17 protein-coding genes are annotated in these 14421 nt (G+C 36.6%); 12 read left to right on the top strand and 5 right to left on the bottom strand.

From position 1 onward, the window contains the following. Positions 1 to 310 precede the first annotated feature (310 nt). On the top strand, positions 311 to 1246 hold the full coding sequence (gene rnz, locus J2S19_RS14840; RefSeq protein WP_307343591.1) for a ribonuclease Z: 936 nt from the start codon (positions 311 to 313) through the stop codon (positions 1244 to 1246). A 40-nt stretch (positions 1247 to 1286) separates the two neighbouring features. On the opposite strand, the gene namA is transcribed toward rnz, so the two are convergent. Further along, on the bottom strand, positions 1287 to 2309 hold the full coding sequence (gene namA, locus J2S19_RS14835; RefSeq protein ID WP_307343588.1) for an NADPH dehydrogenase NamA: 1023 nt from the start codon (positions 2307 to 2309) through the stop codon (positions 1287 to 1289). Positions 2310 to 2504: 195 nt separating this feature from the next. Beyond that, a complete protein-coding gene (proC, locus tag J2S19_RS14830; protein ID WP_307343585.1) occupies positions 2505 to 3344 on the bottom strand; it encodes a pyrroline-5-carboxylate reductase in 840 nt (279 codons plus the stop codon). A 211-nt stretch (positions 3345 to 3555) separates the two neighbouring features. Between proC and J2S19_RS14825 the strand changes: the two genes are divergently transcribed. The 6 genes from J2S19_RS14825 to J2S19_RS14800 all read left to right on the top strand — a co-directional run bounded on the left by J2S19_RS14825 (position 3556) and on the right by J2S19_RS14800 (position 7828). Beyond that, positions 3556 to 4350: an SDR family NAD(P)-dependent oxidoreductase gene (locus J2S19_RS14825; RefSeq protein WP_307343582.1), complete on the top strand. Its 795-nt coding sequence runs from the start codon at positions 3556 to 3558 to the stop codon at positions 4348 to 4350. 442 nt (positions 4351 to 4792) lie between these two features. Continuing rightward, positions 4793 to 6055 carry a Y-family DNA polymerase gene (locus tag J2S19_RS14820; protein ID WP_307343578.1) on the top strand — a complete coding sequence of 421 codons (1263 nt, stop codon included), beginning with the start codon at positions 4793 to 4795 and terminating at the stop codon, positions 6053 to 6055. 80 nt (positions 6056 to 6135) lie between these two features. Further along, positions 6136 to 6789, top strand: a complete 654-nt coding sequence (locus tag J2S19_RS14815) for a GDSL-type esterase/lipase family protein (protein WP_307343575.1) — start codon at positions 6136 to 6138, stop codon at positions 6787 to 6789. Positions 6790 to 6811: 22 nt separating this feature from the next. Next, positions 6812 to 7144: a YolD-like family protein gene (locus J2S19_RS14810; protein ID WP_307343573.1), complete on the top strand. Its 333-nt coding sequence runs from the start codon at positions 6812 to 6814 to the stop codon at positions 7142 to 7144. A 107-nt stretch (positions 7145 to 7251) separates the two neighbouring features. Then, positions 7252 to 7575 carry an iron-sulfur cluster biosynthesis family protein gene (locus tag J2S19_RS14805; protein ID WP_307343570.1) on the top strand — a complete coding sequence of 108 codons (324 nt, stop codon included), beginning with the start codon at positions 7252 to 7254 and terminating at the stop codon, positions 7573 to 7575. Positions 7576 to 7585: 10 nt separating this feature from the next. Beyond that, positions 7586 to 7828 carry a DUF2552 family protein gene (locus J2S19_RS14800; RefSeq protein ID WP_307343567.1) on the top strand — a complete coding sequence of 81 codons (243 nt, stop codon included), beginning with the start codon at positions 7586 to 7588 and terminating at the stop codon, positions 7826 to 7828. Between the two features lie 44 nt (positions 7829 to 7872). Here J2S19_RS14800 and J2S19_RS14795 read toward each other — a convergent pair whose 3' ends face one another. Then, positions 7873 to 8775, bottom strand: a complete 903-nt coding sequence (locus J2S19_RS14795) for an alpha/beta hydrolase (RefSeq protein WP_307343564.1) — start codon at positions 8773 to 8775, stop codon at positions 7873 to 7875. Between the two features lie 453 nt (positions 8776 to 9228). Here J2S19_RS14795 and J2S19_RS14790 point away from each other — a divergent pair, with 453 nt between their 5' ends. After that, positions 9229 to 9465: a YqkE family protein gene (locus J2S19_RS14790; RefSeq protein ID WP_307343561.1), complete on the top strand. Its 237-nt coding sequence runs from the start codon at positions 9229 to 9231 to the stop codon at positions 9463 to 9465. A gap of 261 nt (positions 9466 to 9726) precedes the next feature. Here J2S19_RS14790 and J2S19_RS14785 read toward each other — a convergent pair whose 3' ends face one another. Together J2S19_RS14785 and mciZ are read right to left on the bottom strand one after the other, a co-directional pair. Further along, positions 9727 to 10635 (bottom strand): aldo/keto reductase, encoded by a 909-nt coding sequence (locus J2S19_RS14785; protein ID WP_307343558.1) that lies wholly within the window; start codon positions 10633 to 10635, stop codon positions 9727 to 9729. Positions 10636 to 10707: 72 nt separating this feature from the next. Continuing rightward, positions 10708 to 10866 (bottom strand): Z-ring formation inhibitor MciZ, encoded by a 159-nt coding sequence (mciZ, locus tag J2S19_RS14780; protein WP_307343555.1) that lies wholly within the window; start codon positions 10864 to 10866, stop codon positions 10708 to 10710. Positions 10867 to 10988: 122 nt separating this feature from the next. On the opposite strand from mciZ, the gene J2S19_RS14775 reads away from it, so the two are divergent. The 4 genes from J2S19_RS14775 to fur all read left to right on the top strand — a co-directional run bounded on the left by J2S19_RS14775 (position 10989) and on the right by fur (position 14065). Then, positions 10989 to 11534 carry an NUDIX hydrolase gene (locus tag J2S19_RS14775; protein WP_307343553.1) on the top strand — a complete coding sequence of 182 codons (546 nt, stop codon included), beginning with the start codon at positions 10989 to 10991 and terminating at the stop codon, positions 11532 to 11534. Between the two features lie 37 nt (positions 11535 to 11571). Then, positions 11572 to 12738: an endonuclease Q family protein gene (locus J2S19_RS14770; protein WP_307343550.1), complete on the top strand. Its 1167-nt coding sequence runs from the start codon at positions 11572 to 11574 to the stop codon at positions 12736 to 12738. Positions 12739 to 12848: 110 nt separating this feature from the next. Then, positions 12849 to 13502 (top strand): stage II sporulation protein M, encoded by a 654-nt coding sequence (gene spoIIM / locus J2S19_RS14765; protein WP_307343549.1) that lies wholly within the window; start codon positions 12849 to 12851, stop codon positions 13500 to 13502. Between the two features lie 116 nt (positions 13503 to 13618). Continuing rightward, positions 13619 to 14065, top strand: a complete 447-nt coding sequence (gene fur / locus J2S19_RS14760; protein ID WP_307343546.1) for a ferric iron uptake transcriptional regulator — start codon at positions 13619 to 13621, stop codon at positions 14063 to 14065. The last annotated feature ends 356 nt before the right edge of the window (positions 14066 to 14421 follow it).

The raw sequence follows: 14421 nt of genomic DNA, 5'->3' as shown, positions 1-14421 counted from the left end.
AGATATGAAAACGATACCCTACATGATGTAGAAATATCGCTCTTTTGACACTGAGTGTTAAATACCTTTACAAATACTTAATTTTAAATGTAATTGTCGGATAAATCAAACATAATTGCTTGCTTTTCAACTTTAGTATAAACGATTAGTGCAATTTTATCTTCCTAATAATAGAGAATTTTATTAAAATCTTTTTATTATTCAGTCTATTTTAGACAAATATTAATCATTTGGTCAAGTATTATGTTTGAAGTTTCGTAAAAATCTAAATTCGTGTATGCTAGTGAATGATAGGCAAGGAGGTAATGATATGAAGGTCATGTTTTTAGGTACAGGGGCCGGTATGCCAGCTAAAGCACGTAATGTTACAAGTATTGCGTTGCAATTACTTGAAGAGAGACAAACCATTTGGCTATTTGATTGTGGTGAAGCAACCCAACATCAAATTTTACATACTTCGATTAAGCCTCGAAAAATTGAGAAAATATTTATTACCCATTTACATGGAGATCATATTTATGGTCTACCAGGTTTAATTAGTAGCAGGTCTTTTCTTGGTGGTAGTAATGATACGGTTACAGTATATGGACCAAAGGGAGTAGAAGAGTTCGTACAAACTTCATTACTTATTAGTAAATCCCATCTAACATATAACATTCAATTTGTTGAATGTACGGATGGAGTTCTTTTTGAAGATGAGCAATTTAAAGTAATAGCAAAAAAGCTTGATCATGGTATTGACTCGTATGGATACAGGGTTGTTGAAAAAGATTTACCTGGTGCGTTACTTATTGAAAAATTGAAGGAATTACCGATCCGTCCAGGCCCAATATATCAAAAAATTAAAAATGGTGAGCAAGTCATGCTAGATGATGGAACGTACATAAACGGTCAAGACTTTTTAGGACCGTCTCAAAAGGGGAGAATTATTACAATCTTAGGTGACACTAGGTATACTACATCTAGTGTTGAACTAGCAAAGAATGCAGACTTACTTATTCATGAAGCAACGTTTGCGGCGGGAGATGAATCACTCGCTTCTGATTATTATCATTCTACAACGAAGCAAGCTGCAACAATAGCAAAGTTAGCAGATGTAAAAAAGCTGTTACTTACTCATATTAGTTCACGATACCAGACCGAGGATGAGATAAAACAACTTGAACGAGAGGCGAAATCTGTGTTTTTTAATAGTGAAATCGCTGCAGATTTTATTGAGGTCGATATTCCGAAAAATCGGCATTAAAGAAGAAGTGGTTTCATTAACAACCACTTCTTCTAAGGCTTTATTTACCCCAACCTCGTTCATATTGCATTGGAGCATCAATATTCACATTTAGTTGTGCAGCAGCTGTTCGTGGCCAAAATGGGTCACGTAATAGCTCTCTTGCAATAAAAATTAAATCGGCACGATTATTTTGAAGAATTTCTTCTGCTTGCAGTCCATGTGTAATTAGACCAACTGCCCCTGTTGCAATTGCTCCATGTTCCCTTATTTGATCAGCAAAGGGTACTTGGTATCCTGGATGAACATGGATTTTTGCTGGAACGACAGCACCAGAACTCACATCAATTAAATCTACGCCTTGTTTTTTCATTTCTTGTGCGTATGGGTAATAGTCTTCTACTGTTAAACCATCTTGATGATAATCAGAAGCAGATATTCGTACGAATAACGGTCCGTCCCATTCCCTTTTTACGGCTTCAATTGTTTCACGTAAAAAACGATATCGATTCTCTGGCGTACCTCCATATTCATCTGTGCGTTTATTTGATAACGGGGATAAAAATTCATTAATTAAATAGCCATGTGCACCATGGATTTCAATGATATCAAATCCAGCTTCCTTTGCTCTTTTTGCAGCAGCTTGGAATGCTTGTATTGTCTCATTAATTTGTTCCTTAGACATTTCAGTCGGAGTTTTCGAGTGGTTATCAAATGGGATTGCCGATGGGGCATATATGTCACCATCAACAGTAGCTTTACGACCTGCATGTGCGAGTTGAATAGCTGTTTTAGAGCCGTATTGTTTCATACCTGATACTAGTTTTCTTAATTGTGGCAGGTGGTCATCACTCCATATCCCTAAATCTTGTGCTGAGATTCTTCCTTGAGGTGTAACGGCAGTTGCCTCTACCATAATTAAACCAACTTGACCAATTGCTCTGCTTATATAATGAACCAAATGAAAATCTTCCACATAACCCTCTTGACTAGTCGAGGAATACATACACATTGGTGACATTACAATGCGATTCTTTAGTGTTACATTTTTTATCGTATAAGGTTGAAAAAGTTTTGCCTTCATTTTTTTCCTCCTAATCAATTTATGTACAATGCAATTATTATAACAACACCTGATGATTTCCGTCATGCTTCTTGCTTATGAGTTGCAGTTTAGGCATGTTCCATTGCTCAATAGTTGTATATGTTACCAAATTACTACTCTTTGAAAGCGTGCAAAAAATAAGAGTCACCTTATTTTAGGTAACCCTCATTCGCATTATCGATTGTTTGCTGAGGCAATAGACTCGGCAAACATCTCCTTTAATTCAATAGAACGTCTTGTTGCACTCTTTACACATGCAATAACTGCTTCCTCAAACCCTTTGTCTTGAAGGGTTGTAACACCTGCTTCAGTTGTGCCGTTTGGACTTGTAACTTCCTTTCGCAATGTTTCAGGATGCTTACCCGAATTCGCAATCATTTCAGCTGAGCCAAGCAGTGTCTGGACGATGAGTTCTCTAGCTATTTGAGGACTTAACCCAACCTCTATTGCAGCTTTTTCCATCGCCTCAACTAAAAGATACACATAGGCAGGTCCACTACCAGACACACCCGTTACGGCGTCAAGTTGATGTTCCTCGACTACTTTACATAATCCGATTGCTTGAAACAAAGATAGGCACTGTTCTAATTGTTCGGTTGTTACTTGGGCACTAGCTGCTATCGCTGTTGCCGACTTTGCAATTGTAGCTGATGTATTAGGCATTGCTCGTATTATCGCCATTTCTTTTCCGAGTATACTTGAAATTGTGCGCATTGAAATACCTGCTAATACTGATACGATTAACTGATTCGTGAGGCTATCTTCAATACCGTCAATACCAGCCTTTACATCTTTAGGCTTCATTGCTAGTACAATAATTGTTGCCCGCTTTGCCAAGTTCTGTTTATCTTGGGTTGTTTCTATTCCATATGTCGTTGCTAGTTCTGTTAACCGTTCTTTATTTGAACGATTCGCAACAATGATTTGCTCTGGGGTATAAACTCCACCTTTAATTAACCCAGCTATCATCGCCTCGGCCATTGAACCAGCACCTATAAATCCAATTCTTTTCAAGTGAATTTTCCTCCTTTAAACAAGGCTGTTTTCGTAATGGGTTCTACTTATCTCTTATTTAGAGTGTGAATTTTTATTCATTATTGTTTGATTTCTATATTATTGTCAAGGTTTTTAAGTTTATAGTTTGCTATGGAGTACTTGACTTAATTAATGGGATCGGTCAAATTTAAACTAAATTAAATTGTCAATAAACGAGGTGACATTTTTTATGAACACACGTATCCAGGGATGTAACGTAGTCATTACTGGGGCATCTAGTGGAATAGGCGAGAAAATTGCAATCGAATGTGCTAGACAAGGTGCACATGTCATTTTACTAGCAAGACGAGAGGATTTGCTAGTAAAGCTTTCCGAACGAATTCAGAGGGACTACGGTGTTTCTAGCCATTATTATGTCTTAGATGTACAAAATCTTGAATCGATTAAAAGTGTATTTACAGCAATTTTAAAAGAGGTAGGACCAATTGATGTATTAGTAAATAATGCAGGCTTTGGAATGTTTAATCACGTCATTGATGCTTCACTTGATGAGATGAAAAATATGTTTGAAGTAAATGTTTATGGACTCATTGCGAGTACAAAAATGGTGTTACCTACTATGCTTGATAGGAAAAAGGGTCATATCATAAATATCGCTTCACAAGCAGGGAAACTGGCTACTCCTAAGTCTAGCTTATATTCTGCAACGAAGCATGCAGTCTTAGGATTTACAAATAGCTTGCGGTTTGAGGTGAAACCGCATCAAGTCTTTGTAACAGCTGTTAACCCCGGGCCAATTAAAACAGATTTTTTCACCATTGCAGATAAAGATGGTAAATATGTAAAAAATGTTGGGAAATGGATGCTTGACCCAGATAAGGTCGCACGAACAATTGTTAATGCTATGCTGACATCAAAGCGTGAAATCAATTTGCCTGGCTGGATGAATATAGGCAGTAAAATGTATCAAGTGATGCCAAAACTTGTTGAACGGTTAGCGGGAAAGGCTTTTTCACAAAAGTAATCTTAAAGAGGGTGGTTGTGTCACCCTTTTTGTCTTCAATTCATTTGTGCTCATGATTCGTGGGGCTGGATCGGAGCTAGACACTAAAACAAAGTTCAATATGTATCATTCTGGTCCTTTAAAAACTCCCCAGTATTTCGATTACCAATGCTATTTAGTGTCGTCATTTTTTCGCTTTTACTTTCAAAAGCAGTTGCTCATATTCTGCTTTTGAACGTGGAAGCTCACCACCCACCTCTCGGAAAGCCAGGTAAACAGCATCAATGTTCACGAAAACTTACCTTGATTAATCCCCCCTTATAAAGTATATATACATTTCATTCCACATTTTTAAAAGTAAACTCAGAGGCTTGTGGAGAAAACTACCATTGAAATCGAACGTATATTCCCTTAATATATGAATATACTTAATACGAACATATATTCTACTGGAGGAGCAGCTATGATTGAAGATTATCGTCAATTTCCTAAACGGAAAATTCTTTGTATTGATATGAAAAGCTTTTATGCAAGTTGTGCAGCCGTTTTGCTCGGCTTAGACCCTTTGACGTGTTATTTAGTCGTTGTCGGTGATACAGAGCGACAGGGCAGCATCGTGTTAGCTGCTTCACCGAAAATGAAAAAGGAGTTTGGCATAAAAACAGGTGCTAGGTTGTTTGAAGTTCCAAATGATCCACGCATTCAAATTGTCAATCCAAAGATGGGGACTTATATTCGGATGTCAACGGAGATAACAAAGCTATTTCATCGCTATGTACCGAAAGAGGCAATTCACACTTATAGTGTTGATGAAAGTTTTATTGAAGTGGACGGTGTCGAGCATATATGGGGGAATGCACAAACGATTGCTGCTAAAATTCGCGACGATATGGAACGTGAATTTCAGCTTCCTAGTGCAATAGGTATCGGACCGAATATGCTACTTGCTAAAGTATGCTTAGATACAGACGCGAAAAAAACAGGTGTTGCTGAATGGACATATGATGATGTAAAGGAAAAACTGTGGAAGATTGAGCCATTAAGTAAGATGTGGGGAATTGGTTCAAGAGTAGAAAAAACATTGAACCGAATGGGGATTTTTAATATTGGTCAGCTTGCCAATTATCCACTTGCATTACTTGAAAAGAAATTTGGTATCATGGGTAATCAACTTTATTACCATGCATGGGGAGTTGATTTATCGGAAGTCGGAGCACCGATTATGCAAGGGCAAATTAGCTTTGGAAAAAGTCAAATTTTGCTTAGAGATTATCCTGACCCTGAAGAAGTCAAGCACGTCATATTAGAAATCTGTGAAGAGGTTGCCCGCAGAGCCCGACAGCATAAAAAAGTCGGGCGAACAGTCAGCTTAACGATTGGTTATAGCCGTGATGAATTTGGCGGAGGCTTTCACCGTTCAAGAACGATGGAGCAGCCAACAAATATTACGATGGATATATATGAAACATGTTTGCAGCTATTTAATAAATTTTACGCGAACAAAACTGTACGACAAATTGCTGTTTCACTATCAAATATTGAGGATGATTGTGAAATGCAGCTTGATTTGTTTCGACCAAATCGAACGAAACAACGTACACTTGGCTATGTCATGGACTCAATTCGAGGAAAGTATGGATCGGATGCAATTTTACGTGCGGTATCATATACACCAGCAGGAACAGCAAAACATCGAGCAAAGCTAGTTGGTGGGCATAAAGCATAAGCAGTTTAGTCATATGTCTTGTTCCCATTCCCCAGTTAAGAGAATAGTCTATTAGGACTTATTCTTTGGGGGAATGCAAGGTGAGACAATACTTAAACTATTTAGCATTAGGTGATTCTTTAACTGTTGGAGTTGGTGCTTCATTTTTAGCACCAGGCTTTGTAGCACAATATAAAAGAATAACGGAACATAAAATAAAGAAGCAAGTGTTAACAGCTATTCATGCTAAATCGGGAATTGAAACTGGTGAAGTATTAAAAATGATTCAATGTCATGAACTACAGGAAAAAATAATATGTGCAAATATTATAACGATTACAGCGGGAGGAAATGATTTAATTGAAGCAAGTGAAGAGTTTGTTGAAACAGGAATGCAAACCGAAATTGCTGAATCGGTAAAAGAATCTCGGCAAAACCTCAATGAAGTCATGAGCACTATTCAAGAATTAAAGAAGAATTGTGCCGTTCCATATATTGTCTTTCTCCTAAATTTGTATAATCCGTTACCGAAAGTACCACTTGCCGATAAATGGGTACGGACAATTAATCGCCAGCTAAACGGGTTTGATAATGGTTCATCGGTTCGAGTTGTTGACATTTATTCTGCATTCGATGGGAGACAAGCAGAACTTTTATCAAGGAGAGATGGCATTCATCCGAACGATAGCGGATATCGAAAAATAGCTGAAACAATTGCCCAAATAGGATATCCAAAGGGATTTTTAGAACAATGAAGTGAAAGCCGGTGAATAGAACATGATACGGGATAGAGGAAATATAAAATGGACATCGATGATGCTGCCTGAACATGTAGAGTTATTAAGAGAGTGGTCTGAAACAGATAACTATCAAGAAAAGCCTGAATTAGATGAGCAGCAACTCGAGCAATTTAATGAGCTTATTTGTTTAGCGATGGAAGAGCATCATGAACTAAAGTTTACTTACTATAAAGACCATTACCAACATACTTGTACAGGTTATGTTCATTATATCGACCCGATAACTAAGATGCTTAGAATTGTACATGAATCAGATGAGAGTCAGTTCCAATTACCGTTTCAATCAATTATCGATATAAAGATGAAATAGTACGAAGAGGTCGGTTAAAAACCTTCTCTAACATAGTCTCGAAAAGATGAGAACATAGCAAACCTATGTTAAACTAGATGCAAGAAAATAGAGAGAAGGAGATAAGAATGGAAGTAACCTTTACAAAAGAAGCGATAGAAAAAATTAAACCAAAACTTGAACAACATAAACAGAAAGTTTTAAAGTTAAAATATGATACAGAAGATTGTGGCTGTGTAATGTGCGGTGTCACAGCACTTTGGCTAGTATCAGAGCCTGAGTACGATGATTTGAAAATTGAAACAAATGAAGTGCCTATCTATGTTGAAAAGACAAAGATGGTATTTTTAGATGATCAATTAACAGTTTCATATAATCAGTCTGCAAATTGCTTTATGTTAAAAAGTCCCTCCCAAATATTAAATGCACGGATGAATTTGCTAGTAAAGTGAGGGACGTTGGATGAATAAACAATTAAAGTCTATTAAAAATGTCGCTTTGAATAGAACGTGGGTATCGTTTTTACATGACAATCATCCGTATAGCTTACTTCATTGGTCTATCGGCGGCTCTCACGATGTAACAAAGGATGTATGGTTGCTGCAAGATGAAATGACCTTTGAGGCGCAGGAATTTCCGACGATAGATGAAGCGATAGCATGGATTGACTTACACATGGAGAAAATTTCAGATGTATTAGGGTAGATAAGCGAAAGCAGCACGAAAGGAGAGCCTTTCGTGCTTTTCAGCTAAAGAATTTCATCTAAAAACTCATCAATGACATCTGAATATTCTTTGCGGTTTTCAGCATAGGACATCGCATGTGTTCCTTTTTCTGCAATGAATAATTTTTTAGGACCTTTTTTTTGTTCATAGAGTTGTCTAGACATTTCGGCAGGAATATAGTCGTCATCTTTACTATGTATAAATAAAACAGGCTTTTTAATAGCAGCAACAGCCTTAAGAGGGGAGACCTTTTTAAGAGAATATCGATCACGAAACTGTACGAATGGTTTAGCGATTGGCATAACAAATGCACCAGGCAGTTTGAATTCAACTTTAAGCCTGTATAATAATTGTGCTTCAAGTTCAGAAAAAGGGCAGTCCGCGATGTAAAAATCAGCGCCATCCTCAACCATGCCAGCGTATAGTAATGTTGTTACAGCCCCCATTGATTCACCATGAATACCTAAAGTAAGTGAATCGCCTACCTTGTTTTTAAGCCAATGTACAACAGTTTGTAAATCAAATTTTTCGTAATGACCGTAGCTTGTTGTTTTTCCACCAGTCTCCCCATGCCGACGATGGTCATAGATAACAACATTCCAGCCTTTTTCTAAAAATAAGTTCATATATTTTACAGAATTCAGTCGGTTTACTGTAACACCGTGACAGAGAATCATATAGCGATTGGTTTCGTAAGGAGCAATAACAGTCCCTTTTATAGAGTATCCAAATGAGGAAGGAACTGAAAATGGTTGCTTTTCAAGAGCGTCATAATCATTTTGATTGAAAAAACCTAGCTTTGTTTCACGATGGATAATTTCAGCATCTGTTTTCTTTTTAATAAACATCAACCGATTTGTAAAGAAAAAGCCAACGATGAGGATATAAGAAAGAACGATAAGGACACCGATAAAAAATTTTTTCATACATATATACTCCTTTTAAGTCTCTCGTAAGGATCGTTGTTAACTTGACGAATGATATTTTACAAAAGTCATGGCACTAACAAAATTTACGAGGAGAGCTTAATAATAGACTCTCCTCCATTTTACATGATATTAAAGCATCATCCAATCCAATAAAGAAAAAGACAAGTATAGTAAATACCTGCTCATAAGATTTATTGTGGTGTGTTTTGACGATTGGTAGGGTGGGTAGCTTTCTCTACTTCTTCAGCTGCTATCATTTTTTTTGAAGTGTCAGCGTGAGGTTTCCCTTTTTGTCCGCGTTGTTTTGCCACTGTCATCACTCCTTTCTATCATTAACATATCATTAGATAGGAGAGATTATTCAGTAATCGAGGACATAGGATAGCAGTTTCTTTATAAAATTAGACGATTGCTTTATAATTTATAAAGTAAGAATGGAGGGCTATAAGGATGAAGAAGAATAACAAAAAGAAAAATGATGATCAAAAAGTATCTGTTTCAGATTTTTTAAATCAAGAGTTAGTAGATAAATTAAAGGCAGTAAAAAAAGATTTAACGGTTGAGCAACAAGAAAAGGAAGCTGAGCTTGAACGAAGAAAAATCGAAGAAAGAAAACAAAGAGAAAAAAATAAAAGTTTTGAAGAATTACTAGGAGAAAGCAATTTATCCTGGAAAGATTTTAAATAATACGCTGTTACAAATTCAATGTCGGTTTCGTTGATTTTTGCTCTAGTTTTCAATTAGAAAAGAGTCTTTCATTTTAATTGATTCGGCTAATACATTAATTTATTGCTTAATACGAGGTAGACGTTCTGGTTGATTGACGAGTACTCGCTTTCCACTCCAATCAAATTTTATAAAGTTTTGAAAATAAAACACCTAAAAAAACAATGTTTCGTGTTTAACTAGGTGTTTTTTGTTATTATGTCCCAGCTTCAATTCAATCAATTATCGGTGTTGTTCGTATTTATCTAGTTTCGTTATTTTTTGGAGTGTTTTATACTCTGTCTCCGATAAAGCCTGCGATGATACGGCAGTAATATTTTCAAATAGTTGTTTTTCTTTGCTTGCACCAGGAATAACGGCAGCAACTACATCATCATATAGGCAATATTTCAAGGCTAGTTCTGTCATGGTATGTGGTAAATTCAATTTTTTTAGCTCATGAAAGAGTGATTCAAGCTCATAGTTATTATAAGAAAGGTAGCCATTCATGCTAAGCTTTTGCTCAATGGGCTTTTCGGTCAGTAACCCTTTAGCAAGCGGGCCCCGGGCAATGATGCTAACATGATGTTCCTTAATAAGAGGAAACCACTCTTCTGGACGTCTATCAAGTAAACTATATTGCATCATAATTGAGACAATGCTCGATTTTGTTAAATATTCCTTGATAACATTAGGCCGTATTGATGAAATCCCATAATACCTAATAAGACCTTCCTGTTTTAACTCTTCAAATGCTTCAATCGTTTCATCGATGTTGTCTTCAACTGTACCACCATGGAGCTGATAAAGGTCAATATAATCTGTTTGAAGTCGTTGAAGACTTTTTTTAACAGCATCTTTTATATATGACTTTGAAGGGTCCCAATACCAACCAGGTTTATCTTCGTACAGGCGGTTTCCTGCTTTTGTCGCAAGAATGATATCTTGTCTCTTATGTTTGATTGCTTTCCCGACGAATTCCTCATTAAGGCCACTATCGTATAAATCAGCAGTATCGAGGTAGTTAACTCCCTGATTAATGGCAGCTTCAATCAAGGATACAGCATGACTTTCATCTGTCCCTAAGGACATACAACCTAATCCTACCTCACTTACAAATAAATCAGAATTGCCGATTTGTCTCTTATTCATTGCACTTCACTCCTCGTATTCAAGTCTATTGAGAGATTATTACAAATAGACTGAAAAGGCAATATATTAGGCTTAACGTTTAATTGGTAATGTAGGTTCGGTAAATGTCTTTTTGTCCTCTAACCATTCCTGAACCGTTCCATAATACTTACTGTATTCCTTCAACTTTGCGCGTACCTCCCAAGCCTTGCCTACAAGAATTATTCCATTTTCTACTCGATAGATTTTCAAAAGAAGCCACCCTTTTCCTAATACTGACACCAGTCAACCAAGTAAAAGATTGTCAGTATACTTAAGTAAGATATGGTAGAATGTATGAGGAAAAATGTGTCTATAGAACAGGAGCTGGTAAGATGAGTGAACATTTAATAGAAAAGACGATTTCTACAAAGGAAGTATTTAAAGGCAGAGTCATTGACTTAGTTGTTGAAGAGGTGAAACTGCCAAATGGCAACAAAAGCACACGTGAGATTGTAAGACATCCGGGAGCAGTAGCAGTAATTGCGATTACACCTGAAAATAAAATTGTTATGGTCGAACAATACCGTAAGCCGTTAGGGAGAACATTAGTAGAAATCCCCGCAGGAAAATTGGAAATGGGTGAAGAACCTGAAGTGACAGCAAGAAGAGAGTTAGAAGAAGAAACTGGTTATACGTGTTCGGATTTACGTCCGCTTATATCCTTCTATACATCACCTGGTTTTGCAGATGAGATAGTTCATTTATTTATTGCAGAAAATTTAGAAAAGTTAGAGAACCCAGCCGAATTGGATGAAGATGAATTTTTGGATATAAAAGAGGTAACATTAGAAGAAGCAGAGGAAATGGTAAGAAATAAACACATTTATGATGCGAAAACAGCGTATGCTGTTCAATATTTACTGTTAAATAAACGTTAGGTAAGGAGAACATACGGCACAATTGGAGTGAGACAACATGAATCGATACTTCGCAGATTTACATATACATATCGGACGCACAAAATCAGGAAGACCCGTAAAAATTACAGCCTCAAAATCACTCACATTAGAAAATATTCTAGTAGAGGCTAGTGAACATAAGGGTATCGACATTATCGGGATTATCGATTGTCATGTACCAGAGGTAATTTTGACGTTAAATCATCTAATTGAAACGGGTGATTGTGTTGAACTAGAAGGGGGCGGTATCCGGTTCAAACAAACGACATTAATATTAGGTAGTGAATTAGAAATCTATGATCATGCATGTAAGGGACCAATTCATGTGTTGGTTTTTATGCCGACTCTCCAAAAAATGCAGGATTTTTCAACATGGCTCTCGTCTCGTCTAACAAACATAACGTTAAGTTCTCAACGTATATATGAGGATGGGGAAACGTTACAAAAGAAAGTAAAAGATTTAGGTGGATTATTTATTCCTGCACATATTTTCACACCACATAAAAGTCTATATGGGAGCGGTGTTGTAAAATCGTTGCAGGAAGTTTTTGATTATAGGTTAATTGATGCAGTTGAACTAGGGTTAAGCTCAGATACACGAATGGCTGACCAAATTGCAGAACTTCATTCATATCCTTTTATAACAAATTCGGACGCTCATTCGTTACCAAAAATAGCTCGAGAATACCAGGAGCTATTTTTAAATGAGCCAAGCTATGTTGAATTGAAAAAAGCACTGGGAAATGAGGGCGGAAGAAAAATAACCGCAAATTACGGCCTAAACCCCTACTTAGGTAAGTATTATGAAACGACTTGTGAAAAATGTGGCACGAAACCAGTACCGGGTCAAGCGCAGTGTGAAAAATGTGGGAGTATTCGATTTACGAAGGGTGTATCAAAGCGGCTGAAGGAACTAGCGAATGGCGTGGAAAATCAATATAAGCGACCACCATATATACATCAAGTACCACTTCAATTTATACCTGGACTTGGGCCTAAAACGTTAGTGAAATTAAAGGACTTGTTTGGTACTGAAATGAATATCCTACACGAGGTACCAAAAGAAGCGCTGGAAAATGTTTTGCCGGAGAAAATTGTTACATATATTATAGCAGCGCGTGAAGGGAAACTCCAAGTTACATCTGGCGGTGGAGGTACATACGGCAAAGTAACAGGAATATGAACATCGAAGAAACCAACTCTATTAAAAAGATCTATTGTTTCTCTCATTAGTCGTCATAGATTGGATATTCTCTCATATACTCTAGTAAGTGAATTACAGGAGGAAAAAATATGCGGAGACAACTACCAATCAGTGCAGTTATTAAACAACATTTTAAAGAACAATCATCAATATACTTATTTGTATTTGTATTATTCTTAATGGGGGTTATTTTTGGTGCAATAATCGTAAATAGTATGAATGCAAGTCAGAAGGAAGATTTATATTACTATTTAAACCGATTCTTTGGACAAGTTGCAGAAGGTAAGGTAGCTAGCTCGGCAGAAATGTTCCAGCAAAGTTTTTCACATAATTTAAAATATTTAGGGCTGATGTGGGTTTTAGGAATTTCAATAATCGGGTTACCTGTCATACTTGTTATGTTGTTTATTAAAGGGATGGTCGTCGGTTTTACAGTCGGTTTCTTAGTGAATCAATTAGGATTAAAAGGGTTTTTACTATCTTTTATATCTGTATTACCTCAAAACATTTTACTTATTCCGGCTTTTATCATAATGTGTTCAGTAGCGATTTCGTTTACATTAAAAATTATTAAACAATTATTTGTAAAAAGGTCAAATAATTTAGAGGCTCCATTTTCTTTATTTGCTAGATATGCTATGATATTTATTTTTATTGGTGCTCTAGCATTAGCGGCATCAGGTTTCGAGGCTTATGCATCTCCTTACCTCATGAAAAATGTTGTCGAGCTAGTTAGTAAATAATAATTAATATTAAGTGATAAAGATTATGTTTATTAGATTAAAATGATTTTAATTGGACACCTTCCTCTGCTTTGATATATAATAGTTTTGGGAACGTGGCGAGGGAGGAAAGTGTTATGGAAACCCGCATTGATCGGATAAAAAAACAATTGCACTCAGCAAGTTATAAATTAACACCTCAACGTGAGGCAACAGTACGTGTGTTGCTTGAAAACGAAGAGGACCATTTAAGTGCTGAAGATGTGTACTTGCTTGTGAAAGAGAAAGCACCTGAAATCGGTCTAGCAACCGTTTATCGAACATTAGAATTATTAACAGAATTAAAGGTAGTAGATAAAATAAATTTTGGTGATGGAGTTTCACGTTATGACCTTCGAAAGGAAGGGGCAGAACATTTTCACCACCATTTAGTATGTATTGAATGTGGATCCGTAGCTGAGATTGAAGAAGATTTATTAGGTGATGTTGAAGAAGTGGTCGAACGTGACTGGAAATTTAAAATAAAAGACCATAGGTTAACATTCCATGGAATATGCGTTAAATGTCAGCAGAAGACCGAATAATTTTAAAGACAGATCACTAACCTAAGTCTAACCTCTCTAGTTAGGCTTTTTTGTGTTGAGCTATACTTGGCTTGATGAGGTCAGTGATTATCGACAGTAAGGGATTTAGGAGTTGTATACGTCAACAATTGATAATAAGAATGACAAATTAAAAGAGTATAAAAAGATAAACATTCGTTGTAGACTTCTTTTTATAAGGCTCTTTTCTAAAAGATTGTTGCTTTTATAGCCCAGACTTTATCAAGGGTTTGTTGGAGCTTAAAGTGCGAGACTCCTGGAGCGACCGAGCCTAGGTCGTAACATATAGCGGGTGGGATTCCCGCCGAGAAAGAACTAGCCATTCACTCGTAGCGAGT

The organism is Metabacillus malikii (assembly GCF_030813355.1).
Classification (GTDB): domain Bacteria; phylum Bacillota; class Bacilli; order Bacillales; family Bacillaceae; genus Metabacillus; species Metabacillus malikii.
The sequence above is the reverse complement of the archived record's forward strand: the minus strand, read 5'-3'. Positions and strand labels throughout refer to the sequence as shown.